This is a genomic window from Streptomyces sp. ICC1 (assembly GCF_003287935.1).
Lineage (GTDB): Bacteria > Actinomycetota > Actinomycetes > Streptomycetales > Streptomycetaceae > Streptomyces > Streptomyces tritrimontium.
Genome location: NZ_CP030287.1, coordinates 4,432,922 through 4,452,931 on the forward strand (window position 1 = coordinate 4,432,922; position 20,010 = coordinate 4,452,931).

Genomic DNA, 20,010 nt, shown 5'->3' on the forward strand with positions numbered 1-20,010 from the left:
TCTCGTATTCCCATTCGACGCTGCCGACGATCCACCCCGTGTTTGTTCCAGCGGCCGCAGCCCCCGCGGCCGCTGCCCCCCGGGGCCGGCGGCCGGCCGCCCGCCGTCACGCGTGCGGATCGAACGGGATCCCGGCGGGCTTGGCCTTGGCGAGGTGGCCGTTGAACTGCCCGTCCTTGATCCCGAGGAGGGCACTGCCGAAATCGGCCTGGCTGAGCTTGTCGCGCAGCCCGGCGGGGTAGCCGTTCCAGCCGACCAGCGTCGGGTACTGCCAGGTCCCCTTGTGGTTCTCCGGCGGCTCGTCGTTGGAGTTCGCGGCACGGAAGCAGTGCGTGCTGATTCCGTCCTTGTGGTAGACGATCTTCGGGTGGGTCCCGTCGAAACGGATCTGCGAGGCGGCGTGCACCTTGAAGTTGCCGTGCTCCGAGGTGGAGACGTAGGCGACCTGGTTGTTCTGGATCCACACCACCACGTGCTCCCAGTCGTGCCGGTGCCCGGCGCTGCCGGGGCCGAGCGAGACCTGGTCCTTCTCGAAGTAGAGCGCGTACATGACGGCGCACCAGCCGTTGTTGCACTTCGCTCGGGAGTAGCCGTTGGTGTTGTTCAGGTCGGAGAGGTCGCGGCAGCTGCCGTTGACGTCGCCGCCCATCTTCAGGCCCCCGTTGATGGTCCCGTCCGGCCCGATGGCGGGGCTGGAGTAGCAGCCGTCGCGGTCGTAGTCGTAGGCGGGCTGGAAGGTCTGTTCCAGCCCGTCCGCGTTGGCGGGCAGGGCCGGGGGCGGCGCCGCGTACGCGGTCGCCGGGACGGCGAGGACCAGCGCCGCGGCCCCCGCCGTGACGGCGAGCATCCTGCGGGCCCGCCGGCCCGGCCCCCTTCGGGAACGCTTCACGGGCGGTGCGTCGGCCATCGTGTCCTCCTCATCGGTCACACGGGACAACACCCGTGTGGGAATGCGGAGTTCAGCTTTCCCGTCTCCCGCCCCCACGCCAAGGGGCGGGAGACGCCCGTGTCCGGGAACAGCCGTCAGCCGCGCTCCGGGAGGTCCGCCTCCGCCGCGGCCGGGGCGAACGCGAAGCCGCGTGCCGAGGCCGCGCCGGCGGCCGGGCCGGCGGCGGGCGCCTTGCCGCAGAAGGCCGCTTCCAGGGTTCCGCCGAGGGCGGTGTTGGCCTGGCCCCGGTTGGAGGTGTTCGCCATCGAGGAGAGGGCGCGGCTGCCGTCGCGGGTGGTGAAGGCGTAGGTGTAGAAGCCCTGCACGGTGCCGGTGTGGCCGTACACCTGCGTTCCGCAGGAGAGGTCGTACCGGCGCAGGCCCAGCCCGTAGAACCGGGTGTTCGTGGCGTCGGTCGGGGTCATGGTGAGCATGGCGTCCAGGGTGTCGGGGCGCAGCAGCTTCCCGCGGAGCAGGGAGGACATGAAGGTGCTGAGGTCGGCCGCGTTCGAGATCATCGCACCCGCGGACTGGGCCCAGGACACGGTCTGTTCGGTCGAGTCGACCAGCGGGGCGCCGGCCTCGTCCGGGTGGAGGTAGCCGTTGGCGTGCAGGCCCTTGATGGCCGTGGACGGGTGGACGTACGAGGTGTTCTTCAGCTTGAGGGGCTTGATGATGCGCCGTTCGTACTCCTTGGCCACCGGCTTCCCCGTGGCCTTCTCGATCAGCATCCCCACCACGACGAAGTTGGTGTTCGAGTACTTGTACGCGACGCCGGGCTCGGTGGTCCTCGGCTCGGCGAGGGAGAGGCCGACGAGCTCCCGGTAGGTGAACACCTTGTTCCGGACGGACTCGAAGCCGGGCACGGTGTGCTCGAACATGACGTTCGTGTAGTCCGCCAGGCCGCTGCGGTGGGTGAGCAGGTGGCGCACGGTGATGCGGTCGTCGGGCAGCAGGCCCGGCAGGTAGCTGTTGACCGGCTGGTCGAGCTTGATCTTCCCCTCGTCGACGAGCTGGAGCAGGACGACGGTGGAGAAGGTCTTGGTGACGCTGCCGATCCGGAAGCGGGCCTGCGGGTCCATCGCCGCGCCCGTGGCGCGGTCGCGGACGCCTTCCACCCTGCTCTGGACGCCGCCCGGGCCGGTGAAGCGGGCCATCGCGCCCGGCGCCCCGGCCGCCGGGGTGTTGCGCAACGCCTGCGTCAGCGCGTCCAGATCGGGCGTGACGGGCGCCACCTGGCCGGCGGACAGCGGCCCGGACAGCGGCCCGGACTGCGTGACGGGCGCCGCCTGCGCGGCGGTGGCCGGCAGCAGGCCGCCGGCCACGACGGCGAGCAGGGCGGCGCTGACGGCCAGGCGACGCTGGAGGGAAGGGGAGGGGGACGGACGCACGTTGCTCCTCGGATCGGGCTTGCGGGGTTTCCTCAGACCTTACGGATGATCATGGGCAGGTGGGGACACTTTCCAGCCAAGCCGGTCCCTGGACGTAAATGTTCGTCATCCAGGCCTTGTAGTCGGGAAGATAGGACCAGGCGTCATTGGTGTGGCCGTCCGAGGTCACCTGTTCGGCGTGCTTCTGGCACTCGACGCGGACCGTCGTCGGCCCGGGCAGGGCGTAGACCCGCGCGGCCGCCGAGGCGGGCTCGGACTTGGTCCAGACGCCGCTGCCCCAGGTGCGGAAGACGTGCCCGCTCACCGGCCCCGTGTCCACGCGCACCGCGCCGTGGTAGCCGGCCGTCAGCCGTACGTCACTGACCATCAGCTTGGTGCCCGACTGCTTGGCCTCCACCATCTTGCCCGCACCCAGGTACAGGGCGATGTGGTGCAGGTGCCGGGAGGTCCCCCACACCAGCAGGTCGCCGGGGAGCAGCGGCGCCAGGCCCTGGGCGGCGGTGAAGCGCCCGGCCGCGCGGTGCGTGTAGTACTGCGCGCTGGCCACCCCGTCGAGCGGGTCCGAGCCGGTGGCCTGGGCGTAGGCATGGCGGACGAGTCCCGAGCAGTCGAAGCCCAGCCGTTCGGGATCGTGTTCGCTGGCCGGATCGGTGGGGTCCACCTGCCCGTACGTGGCACCGGGCTGCGGGCCGTGCCCGCCGCCCCACGTGTACCAGACCCCCTTTCCCACCTGCTCGCAGGCGGCGCCGACGGCCCGCTCGGCAGCGGCCGAGGCGCCCGGCGCCAGGACCCGGCACGCCCCTTCGGCGGTCGCCGGGGTGGCGGGGGTGCACAGGAGAACGGCGAGGAGCGCGAGGAGCGTTCCGACGAGCAGGGTCCGGCTGTGGCCGGTTCGGTGGAGCATGGGGAGACCTCGATTTCTCATGGCACGGCGAAGCGCCGCCGTCCGCGCGGGACTTGGCACGTGCCGGCGCCCCGTCCGGAGAACAGCCTGGCGGCCGCCGCCGCGCCGCGTCGAGAGCCGGGCGAAGCACCACCCGGACGGGCAACGGGAAACCCCCGGGAAACCCTCTCCGACCAGCGGCCTAAGCCGCGCAGTCGCGGGCCGCGCGCACCGGCAGACCCGGTGCCAGGGCCTGCCGCTCCCGTGGTCCTATGCCGCCCCGCACACGGCAGATGTCCGCGAGCCGCGCCCCCGGGTCCGGATTCCACAGCCGTACGGTGCCGTCGTTGCTGCTGCTCGCGACCGTCCGCCCGTCCGGGGAGAAGGCGACGCCCCAGACCGCGTTCGTATGGCCGGAGAGGGCGGCCCGGAGCCGGTGTCCGGGCACGTCCCACAGCCGCACCGTACGGTCGTTGCCGCTACTGGCCAGGGTCCGCCCGTCGGGGGAGAAGGCGATGCCCCGCGCGGAGCCGGTGTGGCCGGTGAGCACGGCGGTGACCCGGCGCCGGCCCGTGTCCCAGAGCCGGACCGTCCCGTCGTTGCCACTGCTCGCCAGCGTGTGCCCGTCCGGGCCGAACGCGACGGCCCGTACCGCGCCCGCGTGTCCGGTGAGCACGCCGAGCGGACGGCGCCCGGCCACGTCCCACAGCCGCACGGTCAGATCGTCCCCGGCGCTGGCCAGGGTCCGCCCGTCCGGGCTGAAGTCCACGTCGTTGGCGAAGTCCGTGTGTCCGGTGAGGGTGGTGAGCGGGGTGCGGGTGGCGGTGTCCCAGAGGCGTACGGTGCCGTCGGCGCCGGCCGAGGCGAGGGTGCGCCCGTCCGGGGCGAAGGCCACCGAGAACACGGTCCCGGCGTGTCCGGTGAGGGTGGTGAGCGGGGTGCGGGTGGCGGTGTCCCAGAGGCGTACGGTGCCGTCGGCGCCCGCTGAGGCGAGGGTGCGCCCGTCCGGGGCGAAGGCCACCGAGAACACGGTCTCGGCGTGTCCGGTGAGGGTGGCCCGGACCCGTCGCGCGGCCACGTCCCACACCAGCACGGTGTGATCGGCGTCGGCCGTGGCCAGCGTCTTGCCGTCCGGGCTGTAGGCGGCGTGCCAGACCTCGGTGAACGGACGGGCCGTCAGCACCGGCCCCCGCAGGTCCCACAGCACGACGGACTGGTCGAAGGCGGCGGTGGCCAGCACCGACCCGGCGGGGTCCACCGCGACGGCGAGCACGTAGTCCGTGTGCCCGGCGAGGGTCGCGGTGAGCCGCCCGCCCCGCACGTCCCACAACCGGGTGGTGCCGTCGCCGCCCGCGCTGATGACCGTCGTGCCGTCCGGCGTGTAGGCGACGGCGTTGACGTCGTCGCTGTGCCCGGTGAGGGTGGCGAGCACGGTGTGCGCGGCGACGTCCCACACCCGCACCGTGCGGTCGACCCCGCCGGTGGCGACCGTCCGCCCGTCCGGGGCGAAGGCCGCGCCCAGCACCTCTCCGGTGTGGCCCTCCAGCACGGTGAGCGGGCGGGCCCGCGCCGTGTCCCACATCCGTACGGTGCCGTCGGCGCCGGCCGACACGAGCGAACGGCCGTCCGGCGCGTACGCGAGGGAGTTGACCCGCCCGGTGTGCCCGGTCAGGGCCGCGATCTCGCGGTGTCCGCCGACCGGGTCCAGCAGTTGGACGCTCCCGTCGGCGCGGCCGACGGCCAGCGTGCGCCCGCCGGGGGCCACGGCCAGCGCCCTGGCCCCCGCCGTGGGCGCGGGCAGCACCACCGCCGCACCGGGGGCGGCGCCCGGCCCGGCGACGGGCCAGAGCCGGACCGGACCGGTCGTGGAACCGGCCGCCAGGGTCCGCCCGTCGGGGCTGAAGGCCACCGTGCGCACCCGGCCGGGCACGGTGAAGGACGCGACCGTGCGGCGGTCGGCGACCCGGCGCAGCAGGACCCGCCCGTCGGATCCGGCCGTCGCCATGAGCGCGCCGCCCGGGGCGAAGGCCACCGAGTTGACCGGCCCGTCGTGCCCGCCCAACCGGGCCAGGAACGGCTGGGACTGGGTGCTGAGCAGGGCTCCGCGCGCCTCGGGGGTCGCCTCGGCGCGGTACGCCTCCTCGGCGAGCAGCATCGAGGCCTCGGGCTGGCCGGCGGCCAGCGACAGCGAGCGCGCGGCCAGGGCCTGCGAGCGGGCGGTCCGCTCCTGGCCGAGCGCCCCGGAGCGCTGCTGGTACGCCACCGCGCCGGCGCCCAGCGCCAGGACGAGCAGGACGACGAGCGTGGCCAGCATCCGCTGGCGCAGCCGGACTTGCAGCCTCGCCTGGCACAGGCGGCTCTCCTGCGCGGCCCGGCTCGCCCGCAGGAACTCCGCTTCCAGGGGGCCGAGCCTGCCGCCGTCGACCTCGTCCGCCCAGGCCCGGGCGGTCGCCAGGCGGGCGCCGCGGTAGAGGACGGAGGGGTCGCGGCCCTCGCGCACCCATTCGTCTGCGGCCTGGGCCAGCTGCTGGTGGACGAGCAGTCCGGCCCGGTCGGCGTGGATCCAGCCGCGCAGCCGCGGCCAGGCGTGCAGCAGGGCCTCGTGGGTGATCTCCACGGTCGCGCTGTCGGTGGTGACCAGCCGGGCCCGTACGAAGGCGTCGAGGGCGGCAGAGGTCCGCTCGGCGTCGGGCCGCCCCTCCAGCAGGGCGGCCCGGCTGACCCGGCGCCGGGTGGGCACCGCGCCGTCGGCGATGTGGACCAGCCGCACCAGCAGCCGCCGGATCGTGCGCTGTTCGGCCGGGTAGAGGCCGGCGAAGACCCGCTCGGCGCTCCGCGCCACGGCGCCCTGGATCCCCCCGGCGTACTCGTAGCCCGCGACGGTGAGCGTGGAGCCCTCGCGCCGCTGCCAGGTGGCCATCAGCGCGTGGGACATCAGGGGCAGCGCGGCGGAGGGCGTCTCGCCCGGCCAGGCGTCCGGTCCGGGGCGCGGGGCGCCGGGCGGTGCGGCCCGCTCCGCCGCCTCGCGCACACCCGCGTCCCGCAGGAGGAGCGGGACCAGCCCGGGTTCCAGTGCGAGCCCGGCGAGCTCCGCCGGACGCGTGATCGATTCCCGCAGTTCGGCCACGGACATCGGGGGCAGGACGAACAGCCCGTCGGTGAAGACGGTGGCCAGCCCGGGCAGGTCCAGGCAGTCCCCGGAGAAGTCGGCCCGCACCCCGAGCACGACGGCGGCCGGTTCGTACCCGGTCCGCGCGGGCCGGGACACGGCCACGGCGCGGAGCACCCGGACGAAGGCGCGGCGCTCCTCCTCATCGGAGCAGAGGGTGAACAGCTCCTCGAACTGGTCGACCAGCAGCACCGGCCGCACGGTCGGCGGCCGCCGACCGCCCGGACCGGCCCCCGGGAGCGGCGGGCCGCCCTCCGACCGCCGGTGCACGGCTTCGAGCAGCCGCTCCGGACGGGCGCGCAACTCCCGCGGACTGATGCCGAGATCGTCCCCCAGCACCTTGGCGGCGGCGTCGAGCAGTTCCTGCAGCGGGTGCGCGGTGGGCGTGAACCGGATGACCGGCCAGCCGTCGGCGCCCGCCACGGGGAAGTCCCCGCGCCGAAGGGCCGGTACCAGACCGGCGCTGAGCAGCGAGGACTTGCCGGCGCCCGACCTGGCGACGAGCAGCAGCGGGCCGTGGCCCAGGCGTTCGAAGAGCCGCTCGACGAGGGCGGACGTGGCGCGCTCCCGGCCGAAGAACCACCCCGCGTCCTCGGGGGTGAACGCGGGCAGGCCCCGGTAGGGGCACTCGCCCGGCGACTGCGGACCGGCCGGTCCGCCGGCCCCGTCCGGCGGCCCGGACCGTGCCCGGCCCTCGGATCCGTCACGGGATCCGTCACGCGATCCGGCCCGGGATCCGTCGCGGGGTCCGGCCAGGCCGGAGGGGAGGCCGGACCCGGCGGGTGCCGCGGCCGCCTGACCCGGCCCCTCGCTCTCCGGTACCAGCCGCAGGAGTTCGCCCTCCGCGCGCAGGACCCGGTCACAGCAGCGCGCGACATCGGCCGTGACCGGCTTCGCGCCCGTCTCGATCTTGCTCAGGTAGCCCTTGCTGTAGTGGGTCTCGCGGGCGAGGTCGGCGAGCGACAGCCCGCGCTGCAGGCGCAGGCGTCTCAGCTGGGCGGGAAAGGGCGGCACGGGCACGACGGCGTCCGCCGAACCGTTCGGTGTGTGCCGGCGGCCGGCGGTGTTCCCGCGGTCCGGATCCCCCAAGACGACCCCCATGGCCATGTGCGCCCAGGTTGTGAGAGGCAGTTGCCCAGGCTAGCGCGGGTGTCACGGGGCCGACCGGCCATTCGTGCGGCGTGGCGTGAAACAAGGGCGTTCCGGAGCCGCCGAGCGGTCGGCTCCGGAACACCCTTGCGAACAGCCCTTCGGTTCCTACCGGTTGAGGGTGATCGAGTTGATCGGCCCGAGGTCGGCGTAGACCCCGGTGCCCTCTGCGATCGGGTTGCCGCAGTTGGCTCCGTTGTAGCCGGTGCACAGCCGTGCGGTGGCGCCGCCGTACTGGTTGTTGAGGACCCAGTGGTTGCCGTGCTGGTTGTTCAGGTTGTGCGCCCCGTAGCTGTAGAAGATCTGGCTGGGCTTGACGGCGGGGTTCTGGTTCTGCGGGTAGATGCAGACCGCCCCGTACGGGCACCCCGCCCACGTGTCGGCCGGCTGCGCGCCGGCCGTGCCGCTCAGTGCGAGGACGGCGGCCGTGGCGGTGGCGAACGCGGCGGCGCCGCGGATCATCTTGCGCATGATGTCCCCTTGTGGGTCTTGCTCCGTGCTGACTCCTTCAGCCTGTCCCCGGCGGACCCGGGGGTCGACGGGTTTCCCGTCGCCCGTCGGCCGCCCGGCCGGGAAACCGCCCGTGACCAGCGGGATCGCCTCGGGAGGGGCAACGCCCCGGGCGGCTCCTTCGGCCCAGCGCGGGTGAGACCTTCGGGCGAACGCGCTGCGCGCCGCGCGGGGCGGGCGCCGCCGGGGTGATAGCCCGAGGGGACCGAAAGACCGGAGGTGCGGCCGTACATGACCAGGCGACGCGTGACGCGGCCGCTGCGCCGCCCCACGGCCCCGCGGGGTGCGGTCGGCCGGCGCGGACCGGTCCGTACCGGCGGGACGGGCGGGGCCTGCGGGACGGGCGGGGCCGACGGCGACGGTGTGAAGGTGTCCCCGCTCCTGTGGACGGCGGCGGCCCACGCCTGGCGGCTCCTGGTCGTCGGCGCCGCGGTGTACGCGGTGTTCGTGGTCCTCGGACGGTTCCACGAGATCGCCGTGGCCCTCTTCCTCGGGCTGGTGGCGGCCGCGATGCTGCGGCCGCCGGCCGACCTGCTGGCCCGGGTGCTGCCCCGGGGCGTGGCCGTGGCCTGCGCGCTGGTCCTGAGCGCGGTCCTGGTGCTCGGCGCCCTCGCGCTCGTCGGCGAGGCCGTGGCGGGGGAGTGGCCCGCGCTGGTACGGGAGTTCAGGGTCGGACTGGACCGGATCCAGGCCTGGCTCAGCGGCCCGCCGTTCCGGCTGGACTCCCACCTGCTCAAGGACCTCCAGTCACGGATCGGCAGCTACCTCTCCAGTCACCGCTCGACCCTGCTGAACACCGCGCTCAGCGGGGCGGGCCGGGCCGTGGCGGTGCTCACCGTCGCGGCCCTCGGGCTGTTCTGCTCCGTCTTCTTCATCTACTCGGGCGACCGGCAGTGGAGCTGGTTCTGCGGGCAGCTCCCGCGGGGCGCGCGGGAGCGGGTGTCCGTGGCCGGGGTCGCGGCCTGGCGGACCTTCACCGGCTACACCCACGGCATCGTGCTCGTGGCCGCGACCAACGCCGTGCTCGTGTGCGTCGCGCTGTTCCTCCTCGGTGTACCGCTGGCCGTCCCGCTCGCGCTGCTGGAGTTCGTCGCCGCGTTCGTGCCGCTCATCGGCTCCCCGGTGGCCCTGGGCGTGGCCGCGGTCGTCGCCCTCGCCGCCAAGGGGCCCCTGGTGGCGGCCCTGGTGGTCGCGCTCATCGTGGTGATCGGCCAGATCGAGGGGCACCTGCTGCATCCCCTGGTGATGAGCTGGGCCGTCCGGCTCCACCCCATGGCGGTGGCCCTGTCGGTGGTGGCGGGCGCGATCTCCGCCGGGATCGTCGGCGCCGTGGTGGCGGTGCCCCTGGTCTCGGTGGCCTGGTCCGTCCGCCAGTCCCTGCGCACGCCCGGAGCCGCTACGCCGCTCGCGGGAGCCGGCGCACCGGCCCGGCCCGCCGGCCGGCCGAGGTGGTGGAGGCGGAAGTAGGTCCGGTCGGGCCGTTCTCCGGCGGCGGCCGGGCGGACTCCGCTCCGGCGCGTCACGCGTGCGGGTCGACGACCACCTCGACGTGGTCGGCGACGGCGACCAGCAGCACCCGGGTGCCCGGCAGCCGGGCCCACCAGCGGTGCTCGACCCCGCCCGTCAGATAGAGGGTGTCGCCCCGGGCCAGGTGGTGGGTGCGCCCTTCGGCCTCGACCTCGGCCGCGCCGTCGGCGATGTACATCAGCTCGTCGTTGCGGTGGCGGAACGCGCGCTCGGCGTCGTGTTCGCCCGTGAACTCGAGTGCGTGCATCTGGTGGTGGCCGCGGACGAGCGGGCGGACCCGGGCCGCCGGATCGAGGCCGGGGTCGGCGTCGGCCCGCACGATGTCCACCCGGCGCGGGGTGTCCGCGGCGGCCAGCAGCTGCACGGCCGTCGTCTCCAAGGCGTCCGCGACGCGCTGGAGCGAACGCATGCTGGGGCGGGCCCGGTCGTTCTCGATCTGGCTGAGGAAGGGCGACGACAGCCCGCTGCGGGCGGCCACTTCGGCGAGGGTGAGGTCGAGGGCCCGGCGCCGCCTGCGGATGCCCGCTCCGATCTGCCGCTCGGGCGGTTCGTCTGCCACGTCGCTCCTCGCTCCTCGCTGCCCGGTCTGGTGCGGTCCGGTCTGGTCCGGTCTGGTCCGGTGCCGATCATCTTCTCCCACCCGGCTGCGGGCTTCGCACTCCCTTCACAGTGCCGCAACACCACGGCGCTAGTTTCTAACTCAGTTGCTCAGATCAAAGAAAGTTTGACGGGAGAAGCTCCACCTCATGTCCCAAGCCGCTCAGACCCCGGTAGCCCCGACCCCGGTCGACCAGAACGCCCGCCGTCGGCGCGGAACCGGCCTCATCGCCCTCGATCCCGCCGCCTCGGAGGGCGGGTACACCCTCTTCGCCCCGCTCACCGGCACCGGCGAGGTGTACCTGATCGACATCCACGGCCAGGTCGTCCACCAGTGGAACCTGCCGTACCGCCCCGGCCGGCACGCCCGCGTCCTCGCGAACGGCAACCTCGCCTACAGCGGCGTACTGCCCGGCGAGGAAGCCCTCTTCCCCATGTGGCACAAGTACCGGGGCGGCGTCATGCTCGAGGCCGCCCCCGACGGCACCGTCCTGCGCGAGCACCGCGATCCGCTCCAGCACCACGACGCGCACCACCTCGGCGGCGGCCGCGTCCTCTACACCGCCCTCGAACCGCTGCGGGGCGCGGACGCCCGGACCGTGCGCGGCGGGGTGCCCGGCTCCGAGGCGGACGGCACCGTATGGGCCGACACGATCAGGGAAGTCGACGCGGACGGCACCGTGCGCTGGTCGTGGCGCGCCGCCGAGCACCTCGACCGGGACGAGTACGCCCTGCACCCCGACTACTCCCGCGAGCACTGGCCCCTGATCAACAGCGTGGTCCCGCTCGCCGACGGGAACGTCCTCGCCAGCCTGCGCAGCGTCTCGGCCGTCGTCGTCATCAGCCGGGAGACCGGCGAGATCCTGTGGCGCTCCGAGCCGGGGGTCGTCTCCCAGCAGCACGCGCCCACCGAACCGGCCGACGGCCGGGTGCTGGTGTTCGACAACGGGGTCTTCCGGCCGGGCTCGGACGTCCCCTACTCCCGCGTCATCGAGATCGAGCGGTCCTCCGGCGAGGTCGTGTGGGAGTACCACGACCCGGCCAAGGAGGCGTTCTTCGCCCCCTTCATGGGCAGCGCCCAGCGCCTCGCGGGCGGCAACACCCTCGTCACGGACTCGCCTTCGGGCCGGCTCTTCGAGGTGACGCCCGAGGGCTACCTGTGCTGGGAGTACGTCGTCCCGTACTTCGGCGGCTACCGCGAGTCCGAGGTGCGCGGCCTGTTCCCGGCCGAGCCCAACGCCGTCTTCCGCGCGTACCGCTACACCGCCGAGGAGGTGCCCTGGCTGGGCGCCGGGGCCACCCGGTGACCGCCGCCGACACGGCCGGTCCCGTACCGGGCGCACCGGGCGTACCGGGCGCACCGACCGGGCCGGCCGGGCTCCTTCCGACCGTCCCGCCGGTCCTGCCGGGCCCACCAAGCCCGCCCGTACCGCCCGTACCACCCGTACCGCCCGTCGATGAGTGGATCCCGGTCCGCCGGCTGGTCCCGCTGTCCGCGCAGCACGTGCTCGCCATGGTCGCGGCGCCCGTCTCCACCACCTTCCTGACCGGACAGGCCCTCGGCCTCACGGCCGCCTCCACCGCCTCCCTGCTCAGCGCCACCCTCGTGCTGTGCGGCGTCGGCACCCTGCTCCAGTCCCTGGGGCTGTGGCGGTTCGGGGCCCGGCTCCCCTTCGTCATGCTGCCCGGCGGGGCGGCGACCGCGCTCTTCATCCAGATGGCCAAGGACCACGGCCCCGCGACCGCCACCGGGTCGGTGCTCCTCGCGGCGGCGCTGCTCCTGGCCGTACTGCCCTTCTACGCCAAGATCGTCCGGCTCTTCCCGCCGGTGGTCATGGGCACCACGGTGCTGCTCATCGGCATCGCCATGATCCGGGTCGCCGCCCAGCTGGTCACCGGCCGGCCCGGGAGCCCCGGCTACGCCGCGCCCTCGGCGGTGGTCCTGGCCGGCGCGACCATCGGGTGCACGGTGCTGTTCCTCCTGCTGCTGCGCGGGATCTGGCGTCAGACGGCGGTACTGCTCGGCATGGGCGCGGGCACCCTGATCGCGCTCACGACCGGCCTCGGCGGCCTCGCGCCCGTGGGCGGGGCCGGCCAGGGCCTGACACTGCCGCACCTCCTCCCGTACGGGACACCGCAGTTCGACCTGCTCGCCGCGCTGCCCCTGCTCGTCTTCAGCCTCACCACGCTCGCGGAGATCACCGGACAGACCGTGCTGAACAGTGAGACGGTGGGCCGCGAAAGCGCCCCGGGACGCGACGTGCCCCGGGTGGCCGGAGCGGACGCGCTGGTTTCGCTGTTCGGCGCGCTCTTTGGCACCTCGCTGATGGTGACGAGCGCGGAGAACATCGGCATCGGCCGCCTCACCGGGGTCCGCAGCCGCTACGTGACCGCCGGGGCGGGCGTGCTCCTCGTCGCCGTGGGACTGCTGGCCCCCGTCTCCCGGCTCCTCGCCGCGATTCCCGCCCCCGTCGTCGGCGGCTCCGCGCTGGTGATCTACGGGATCATCGCCGTGATGGGCGTCGACATGCTGGGGCGCACGTCCCCCGGCACCGGAAGCGGCTCCACGGTGGTCGCGCTGGCCCTCACCGCCGGACTGCTGCCGGTGGTGGCCCCCGACCTCTACCAGGGGTTCCCCGTCTGGGCCAGGACGGTCCTCGGCAGCGGGGTGGTGGCGGGCACGCTCACCGCCGTCCTGCTGCACGCGCTCTTCCGCGCCCGCCCGCCCGGCGGGCGGGTACCGCCCCGGGCCGAAGCAGGGTAGAACTGCTCTGCGAAAGAGGGGGCTGGGATGCGGCGCGGGGTAATCGAGTGGTTCCGGGGCGCGGCCGACGGGGAGATACGGGCGCTGGAAGACGTGCCGGGCATCGATCCCGAGCGGCTGCGCGAACTGTGGTGCGCCGAACCGGAGCTGATGCTGCGCCTCGACCGGCTCTACGCGGCTTCGCAGCGGGCCTTCGAACGCCGTACGCGCGCCGCCGTCGGGGAGGACCTGCTCCGCGCCCTGCGCGCCGTCGCCCGGGGCGCCGACGTGGCCCGGCTGGACACGGCGGTCGCGATCGCCGGGTCACGGCTGGAGGCCGACACGGCGACCGCCGGGGCGCGCGGCCTGAACACCGGGCTGGCCTGCGGGATCGTGGTCAGCCCGGTGGTGCTGGTCGTGGTCTTCGCCCTGGGGGCGTGGCTGCCCGGACTGTTCGGCATCGACTTCGGCTGCCAGGAGCGCCTCGCCCTCGTGCACGCCCTGGTGTGCTTCGCGGGCGGTGCGATGGGCGCGGTCTTCAGCGTGGTCATCCGGCTGCGCGATCCCCGGCAGCTGATCCGCTCCCGGGCCGGGCACGACGCCCTGGCCGCCGATCCCGTCCAGTTGTCCCAGGCGCTGCGCCAAGAGGGCTGGTACCGGGTGGTGGTGGGGTGGTTCCTGGCCACCTCCCTCTTCCTGCTCGTCAGCGGCGGCATCCTCACCGTGCTCAGCCCGCCGCTGACCCCGGCCGAACTGTGCGGACCCGGCCCGCTCACCGCCGCCGGACACGAGGCCCTGGTCAAGGCGTGGTTCTTCTGGGGTGCCATCGGCTTCCTCGCCGGCCTCAACGAGCGCTGGGCCCGCGGCCTGCTGCGCCACCCCTCGGCGCCGCGCGACGAACCCGGACAGGACGACGGAGCCCGCCGCTCCTAGGACCGCCCGGCCGGGCGAAAAGGCTGAAAAGAGCCCTCGCCGACGGGCGGACAGGGGGGTGCACGCGCGTTTACCCTGGGGGTGAACATGTGTGCACCCCCTTCGGGCCAGCGTTTGGGAGCGACATGCCCGCCGAGACCCGCGTCCGCCCGGTCGTCGCCGTCCTCGCCTTCTGCGGCGCGGTCGTCGCCGTCATGCAGACCTTGGTCATCCCCCTGCTGCCGCACGTCCCGGAGCTGACCGGCAGCAGTCCGGCCGCCGCCGGCTGGCTCGTCACCGCCACCCTGCTCACCGGCGCGGTCTTCACCCCCGTGCTGGGCCGCGTCGGCGACATGTACGGCAAGCGCCGCGTGCTCCTCGCCTCGCTCGCCGTCCTCACCGCCGGGTCCGCGCTGTGCGCGGTCACCTCCGACATCGCCGTCCTGATCGCCGGCCGCGCCCTCCAGGGGTCCGCCCTCGCCGTCATCCCGCTGGGCATCAGCATCATCCGCGACGAACTCCCGCCCGAGCGCGTCCTGCCGGCCATCGCCCTCATGAGCTCCACCCTCGGGATCGGCGCCGCGATCGGACTCCCCGCGGCCGCGCTGGTCGTCGAACACTTCGACTGGCACGCCATGTTCTGGGCCGCGGCGGCCCTCGGGGCGCTCGACCTCCTCCTCGTCCTGTGGGCCGTCCCCGAATCGCCGTCGCGCACCGCCGGCCGGTTCGACGTACCGGGCACCCTCGGCCTCGCCGCCACCCTGGTGGCGCTCCTGCTCGCGATCACCCAGGGCGCCGACTGGGGTTGGACCTCGCCGCGCACGCTCGGCCTGCTGGCCGCGGTGCCGGTCGTCGGAGCGCTCTGGGGCCGCCACGAACTGCGCACCGCCTCCCCGATGGTCGACCTGCGGGTATCGGCGCGCCCCGCCGTCCTGCTCGCCAACCTCGCGGCCCTGCTCGTCGGCTTCGCCTTCTACGCCAACTCCCTGGCCACCGCGCAGATGGTCCAGGAGCCCGTGAGCACGGGGTACGGGCTCGGCGTCTCCCTCGTGGTCAGCGGCCTGTGCCTGCTGCCCGGCGGCCTGGCCATGGTGGCGCTGTCCCCGGTCTCGGCGCGGATCTCCGCCGCCTACGGGCCCCGGACCGCGCTGGCCCTCGGGGCGGCCGTCATGACGCTCGGCTACGTCGTCCGGTTCTTCACCAGCCACAGCCTCGGGCCGATCGTGGCCGGAGCCACGGTGGTGGCCTGCGGGACCGCCCTCGCCTACTCGGCGCTGCCGGCGCTCGTCATGCGGGCCGTGCCGGCGGCCCAGACCGGGGCGGCGAACGGCCTGAACACCCTGATGCGCTCCGTCGGCCAGGCTTGTTGCAGCGCCGTCGTCGCGGCCGTGCTCGCCCAGGTCACCTTCCGGGCGGCGGGTGGACGCGAAGCCCCCACCCTGGACGCGTACCTGCTGATCTTCCTGATCGCGGCCGGGACGGCGCTCGCCGCCCTGGTGGCGGCCCTCTTCCTGCCCTCGGCCCGGCCGGCGGCGCCGGTCGCGCCCGCCGCGCCCGCCGCGCCCGCCGGATCCGCCCCGGCCGGTACGGTCGCGGTGACGAAGTCCGAGCCCGCCGCCCGGGAGAGCACATGACCGGAGACCACACCAGCACCGCCGGGACCGGGGCCGGGACCGGGGCCGGCACGGAAACCGGTGCCGAAGCCGGTGCCGACACCGGTACCGGCCGCGACGCCATCGTGCGCGCCGCCCGCAGGGCGTTCACCCTCCGCCCGTACGCCGAGGTCACCCTGCGCGGCATCGCGGCCGACGCCGGGGTCAGCCCGTCGCTGATCGTGAAGCGGTTCGGCAGCAAGGAGCGGCTGTTCAACACGGTCGCGGACTTCCAGCCGGCCGCCGACGCCCTGTTCGCGGCCCGGCCGGCCGTGCTGGGCCGGCACCTGGTGCTGACCATGGTCCGGCTGCGCGACGAGCTCCGCGGCGACCCGCTGCTGCGCGTGGTCTTCTCCCTCGGCAGGGACGACGAGCGCACCCTGCTGCGCGAGCGGTTCCGCGAACAGGTCACGGACCGCCTCGCCGGCTCCCTCGCCGGAGCCGACCGGGAGCTGCGCGCCGAGCTGATCGCGGGCCAGCTGCTGGGCCTGGGGGCGACGCTGAGCCTGCACCGCCCCGATGGCGCGGGGACCCGTACGCCGCCGGAGCGGCTGGCGGACCTGTACGCGCCCGGGCTCCAGCTCCTCATCGACGGCGGCGCCGCCCGGCGTGATCCCCGGGAGCCGGTTAGCGTCGGGGGATGAGCACCGAACCGCGCAGCTTCGAGATCCTGCTCGTGCCCGAGCACGTGGTGGAGGGGTCCGCCGGCGACGCCGTCCGCTCGGCCGTCGTCGCGCCGACCGGCGAGAACGGCGCCACCGGATACCCGCGCTACTCGGGGGACGGGATGGTGGCCGACATCGATCCCGTCACCCGAACGGTGGAAGCCATCCTCGTGGACGGCTCCGAACTCGACTACGGCCTCAAGCCCGTCCTGCACCCGGACTCCTGACCCGGACTCCTGCACCCGCGCGGGCGGGCTGAGCGGACGGCCCGCGCGGACAGGCTGAGCGGACGGCCTACTCGAAGCGGGAGGTGTCGCCCGCGCCCCGGCGGACGATCTCGGCCTCGCCGCTGGAGAAATCGATGACCGTGGTCGGCAGCGTCCCGCAGTCGCCGGAGTCGATCACCATGTCCACGACGTGGTCGAGCCGGTCCTTGATCTCCCAGCCCTGCGTCATGGGCTCGCTCTCGCCGGGCAGTAGCAGCGTGCTGGACAGCAGCGGCTCGCCGAGCTCGGCCAGCAGGGCCTGGACCACGACGTGGTCGGGGATGCGGACACCGACCGTCTTCTTCTTGGGGTGCTGCAGCTGGCGCGGGACTTCCTTCGTCGCCGGGAGGATGAAGGTGTAGCTGCCGGGGGTGGACGCCTTGATCGCGCGGAAGACGTCGTTGTCGATGATCACGAACTGGCCGAGCTGCGCGAAGTTCTCGCACACCAGGGTGAAGTGGTGACGGTCGTCGAGCTGCCGGATCGACCGGATCCGGTCGACACCCTCCCGGTTGCCCATCTTGCAGCCCAGCGCGTAGCAGGAGTCCGTGGGATAGGCGACGAGCCCGCCGGAGCGGATGCTGTCGGCGATGCTGCCGATGGTGCGCGGCTGGGGGTTATCGGGGTGTACGTCGAAGTACTTTGCCATCCACCGAGCCTACGGGATCCGGGGTTCCGCTACCGGCCGGGCGGTGAGGCGGTGAGGCGGCGGGCGGACCGCCCGGCGATGCGACCGCACGGCGATCTGGGCACGCGGATAAGTGGCTGATTGTCCAGTTTCTATAGCAATATGGACCGCATGCGCTCGTGATTGCGATCATATTCTTTGCCTCGGGTGCATAAATTTTTCGGCGGTGTACATAGGGTGCGTGAATCGGCGGCCTCTCCGTGGCCGATGAATCACGCACGAGGGTTTCCCACACATGACCGCCACGTCTCTCCCGCCTGCCGAAACCCCCCTCCCCGCGGGAGGCCGAAGAGGGGTTGGGGCCCAGGTCGGCGCGGTGAAGCGGAATCTCGGATTCCTTTCCGCTCTCGTGGCCGCATTCATATCCATGGCCGCCCACACCGCCGGCCTCGCCGCGCACGGCGTGTATCCCTTCGGCGCCATCCCGCGCGCCGACAACGACCTGCGCCACCAATACGTGCCCTTCCACACCCGCCTGTGGGACCTCCAGCACGGAAATGCCCAGGGCGACCTGCTCTTCAACTGGCAGAGCGGCTACGGCGTCGGATTCCTCGGGGACTTCTTCACCTATCTCACCAATCCGTTCTCCTGGCTGGTCGGTGTCCTGCCCCGCCAGCACGCCGAGTTCTCCGTCTACCTGGTCAGCCTTTTCAGCATCGGCCTCGCCGCCGCCCTGATGACCGTCTACCTCGGCCGGCTGCGCCCCGGCTCGCCCTGGCTGCGCGCCCTGCTCTCCGTCGGCTACGCCGTCTGCGGCTGGGGAGTCGCCGAGGGCACCGTCGTCCCGATGTGGACCTGGGGCCTGGTCGCCGTACCCCTGCTCGGCATAGCCGCCGACTGGTGCCTGACCGGCCGCCGCTGGGTCCTCGGCAGCCTCCTGGTCGCCCTCTGCTGGTTCGCCAACTTCTACACCGCCGCCATGGCCACCCTGGCCACCGCGCTCGTCCTCCTCGTACGGCTCCTGCTCGCCGACGCCGACTGGCGCACCCGGGGCCGGGCGCTGTGGCGGGCCGCCACCATGGCCGGCACCGGACTGCTGCTCGCCGCCCCCGCCGTCCTGGTCTGCGCCCGGGCCAACCAGCGGTCCCAGCCCACCGAGCTGTACGTCGTCAGCGTGGACACCGACCCGCTGACCTACCTCTCGATGCTCATACCGGGCACTCACCCCGGCCGCCCCGCGCCCAACATCTACGCCGGGGTGCTCGTCCTCCTCCTCGTGCTGGCCCTGCCCTTCCAGTCCAAGGTCCGCGTCCGCGAACGCGCCGCCTGGCTCGGGCTCCTGCTCCTCACCGCCGTCTCCTTCGTCCTCACCCCCACGGCCAAGCTCTGGCAGGGCGGGGCCCTCCCGCACGGCGCCCCCTTCCGCGAGTCCTTCGTCCTCAGCGGCATGCTCGCCATGGCCGCCTGGATCTGCCTCGCCCACATGCCCCGGCCCCGGGCCCTGCTCGGCGGCGCCGGCCTGCTGGCCCTGCTCGTCGCGGTGACGTACGACCGCCAGCCGGTCAACGAGTACGCCCTGACGGGCGTCCTGGCCGGCGGCGCCGTCACCACCGTCCTCCTGCTCTGCTACGCGCGGGGGCTGCGCCGCCCCGCCCGTACGGGCGTCATGGTGCTGCTGGCCGTCTCGGTCTTCGCCGGCACCACGTACGCCGTCTACGGCAACGCCGTCGTCGACGACCCCCGCCGGCGCGGACCCGTCCGCCCGCAGACGATGACCACGCTCGGCGCGGACGCGCACCGGACCCTGCGGGACCGGGAGGACTGGCCCGCCACCCGCTCCGACGCCGGACCCGACATCTTCGTCACCAACAACGACGCCATGCTCGTGGGCGGCCAGGGCGGCGCCTACTACAGCAGCTACGTGAGCGTGGAGACCGCGCGCGGACTGCGCGGCCTCGGCCTCGGCCAGGCCATGGGCGGCCGCCACCTGTGGCCCGCGCACGACCCGGTCCTGCGGGCCCTGCTCGGCGTCGGCACCGTCCTGGAGCCGGCCGGCGGGAACGGCGTCACCGCGCGCACCGTGCCCGCCCCGCCGCTCGTCACCCTCCGCCCGCCCGGCAGCGACCAGGCCTACGGGGCCCCCGAGGACTCGGTCTGGGCCCGGCGCCATGCCGCCCTCGGCGCCAGGGTGTACACCGTGCCCCCGCTCTCCCACGCCGGCGGGCCGGCCGCTCCCGACACCGGACGGGGCTTCGCCCTGCCCAGGGCCGAGGGCGAGGGCCCGGAGCACTGGACCGCGTTCACCTCGCGGTGCGCCCCGGGACAGCGGGCCTTCCTGTACGCGCCCGACCTGAACGCCACCGTCGAGGTCCAGGGCACCGCCCGGCGCGAGGGGTTCTTCGGCAAGCCTCCCGCCGTCAGCGCACCGCTCAAGGAACTGGGCCCGGTCCCCGCCGACGGCCGCTTCACCTTCTCCGTCCGCACCCCGAAGGACGGCCAGCTCCTGCCGCCCGACGCGCTCGGCTGCCTGGACCAGGCCGCCTTCGACGCGGCCGTGGCCCGTTTGAAGGCCACCGGGCCCACGCGGTTCACCACCGGCGGCCACAGCGTCGAGGCCCGGCTCCCCAAGGGCTCGACCGGCACGGCCGTGATCGCCACCACCGCCTCCCCCGGCTGGACCTGCTCCGTCGACGGCGGCCCGGCCCGCGCCCCGATCTCGTACCACGGGCTGCTCGGCGTCCCGTTGGGCGCCGCGGGCGCCGACCGGCTCTCGTGCTCGTACCTCCCCGAGGGTCTGAGCGCGGGCCTGGCCGGCACCGGTGCGGGCGCACTTGTCATCGCCGGCGTCCTGGCCCGCGCCGGGTGGCGGCGGCGCGCGGATGTGATCAATTCCGAGTTCCGGCAGGGAACGGATCGGCCCGTCGGGCGCTCTAGCCCCGTGTGAATCTGACTGGCGACTCGCTCTTCGTGACGGCCCTCCTGGCCACGGC

At 74.1% G+C, this 20,010-nt stretch carries 15 protein-coding genes; 8 read left to right on the forward strand and 7 right to left on the reverse strand.

Going from position 1 to position 20,010, the window contains the following annotated elements:
* Positions 1 to 106: 106 nt before the first annotated feature.
* The 5 genes from DRB96_RS20870 to DRB96_RS20890 all read right to left on the reverse strand — a co-directional run bounded on the left by DRB96_RS20870 (position 107) and on the right by DRB96_RS20890 (position 7,991).
* Positions 107 to 847: an NPP1 family protein gene (locus DRB96_RS20870; protein ID WP_112449824.1), complete on the reverse strand. Its 741-nt coding sequence runs from the start codon at positions 845 to 847 to the stop codon at positions 107 to 109.
* 176 nt (positions 848 to 1,023) lie between these two features.
* Entirely contained in the window at positions 1,024 to 2,319 is a 1,296-nt protein-coding gene (locus DRB96_RS20875; protein ID WP_239517748.1) for a serine hydrolase domain-containing protein, read from the reverse strand.
* A 49-nt stretch (positions 2,320 to 2,368) separates the two neighbouring features.
* The gene (locus DRB96_RS20880) at positions 2,369 to 3,223 is read right to left on the reverse strand and encodes an NlpC/P60 family protein (protein WP_112449825.1); all 855 of its coding nucleotides are present in this window, start codon (positions 3,221 to 3,223) and stop codon (positions 2,369 to 2,371) included.
* A 181-nt stretch (positions 3,224 to 3,404) separates the two neighbouring features.
* Complete coding sequence (locus DRB96_RS20885; protein WP_112449826.1) at positions 3,405 to 7,478, reverse strand: WD40 repeat domain-containing protein; 4,074 nt, start codon at positions 7,476 to 7,478, stop codon at positions 3,405 to 3,407.
* Between the two features lie 150 nt (positions 7,479 to 7,628).
* Complete coding sequence (locus DRB96_RS20890) at positions 7,629 to 7,991, reverse strand: hypothetical protein (RefSeq protein ID WP_112449827.1); 363 nt, start codon at positions 7,989 to 7,991, stop codon at positions 7,629 to 7,631.
* A gap of 270 nt (positions 7,992 to 8,261) precedes the next feature.
* On the opposite strand from DRB96_RS20890, the gene DRB96_RS20895 reads away from it, so the two are divergent.
* Positions 8,262 to 9,497, forward strand: coding sequence for an AI-2E family transporter (locus tag DRB96_RS20895; protein ID WP_112453599.1), 1,236 nt, complete (start codon positions 8,262 to 8,264; stop codon positions 9,495 to 9,497).
* Between the two features lie 52 nt (positions 9,498 to 9,549).
* Here DRB96_RS20895 and DRB96_RS20900 read toward each other — a convergent pair whose 3' ends face one another.
* Positions 9,550 to 10,116: an XRE family transcriptional regulator gene (locus DRB96_RS20900; protein ID WP_112449828.1), complete on the reverse strand. Its 567-nt coding sequence runs from the start codon at positions 10,114 to 10,116 to the stop codon at positions 9,550 to 9,552.
* 187 nt (positions 10,117 to 10,303) lie between these two features.
* On the opposite strand from DRB96_RS20900, the gene DRB96_RS20905 reads away from it, so the two are divergent.
* From DRB96_RS20905 to DRB96_RS20930, 6 genes are all read left to right on the forward strand, one after another.
* Positions 10,304 to 11,461 (forward strand): aryl-sulfate sulfotransferase, encoded by a 1,158-nt coding sequence (locus DRB96_RS20905; RefSeq protein WP_112449829.1) that lies wholly within the window; start codon positions 10,304 to 10,306, stop codon positions 11,459 to 11,461.
* On the forward strand, positions 11,458 to 12,918 hold the full coding sequence (locus DRB96_RS20910; protein WP_239516156.1) for a solute carrier family 23 protein: 1,461 nt from the start codon (positions 11,458 to 11,460) through the stop codon (positions 12,916 to 12,918). The genes DRB96_RS20905 and DRB96_RS20910 overlap by 4 nt, the downstream gene beginning before the upstream one ends.
* Before the next feature lie 27 nt (positions 12,919 to 12,945).
* Entirely contained in the window at positions 12,946 to 13,830 is an 885-nt protein-coding gene (locus tag DRB96_RS20915) for a hypothetical protein (protein ID WP_112449830.1), read from the forward strand.
* A 125-nt stretch (positions 13,831 to 13,955) separates the two neighbouring features.
* Positions 13,956 to 15,443, forward strand: coding sequence for an MFS transporter (locus DRB96_RS20920; RefSeq protein ID WP_112449831.1), 1,488 nt, complete (start codon positions 13,956 to 13,958; stop codon positions 15,441 to 15,443).
* On the forward strand, positions 15,440 to 16,105 hold the full coding sequence (locus DRB96_RS20925) for a TetR/AcrR family transcriptional regulator (RefSeq protein ID WP_112449832.1): 666 nt from the start codon (positions 15,440 to 15,442) through the stop codon (positions 16,103 to 16,105). The genes DRB96_RS20920 and DRB96_RS20925 overlap by 4 nt, the downstream gene beginning before the upstream one ends.
* The gene (locus tag DRB96_RS20930; protein WP_112449833.1) at positions 16,102 to 16,353 is read left to right on the forward strand and encodes a hypothetical protein; all 252 of its coding nucleotides are present in this window, start codon (positions 16,102 to 16,104) and stop codon (positions 16,351 to 16,353) included. Before DRB96_RS20925 ends, DRB96_RS20930 begins: the two co-directional genes overlap by 4 nt.
* A gap of 67 nt (positions 16,354 to 16,420) precedes the next feature.
* Here DRB96_RS20930 and DRB96_RS20935 read toward each other — a convergent pair whose 3' ends face one another.
* A complete protein-coding gene (locus tag DRB96_RS20935) occupies positions 16,421 to 17,041 on the reverse strand; it encodes an L-threonylcarbamoyladenylate synthase (protein WP_112449834.1) in 621 nt (206 codons plus the stop codon).
* 406 nt (positions 17,042 to 17,447) lie between these two features.
* Between DRB96_RS20935 and DRB96_RS20940 the strand changes: the two genes are divergently transcribed.
* A complete protein-coding gene (locus tag DRB96_RS20940) occupies positions 17,448 to 19,964 on the forward strand; it encodes a YfhO family protein (protein ID WP_162688588.1) in 2,517 nt (838 codons plus the stop codon).
* The last annotated feature ends 46 nt before the right edge of the window (positions 19,965 to 20,010 follow it).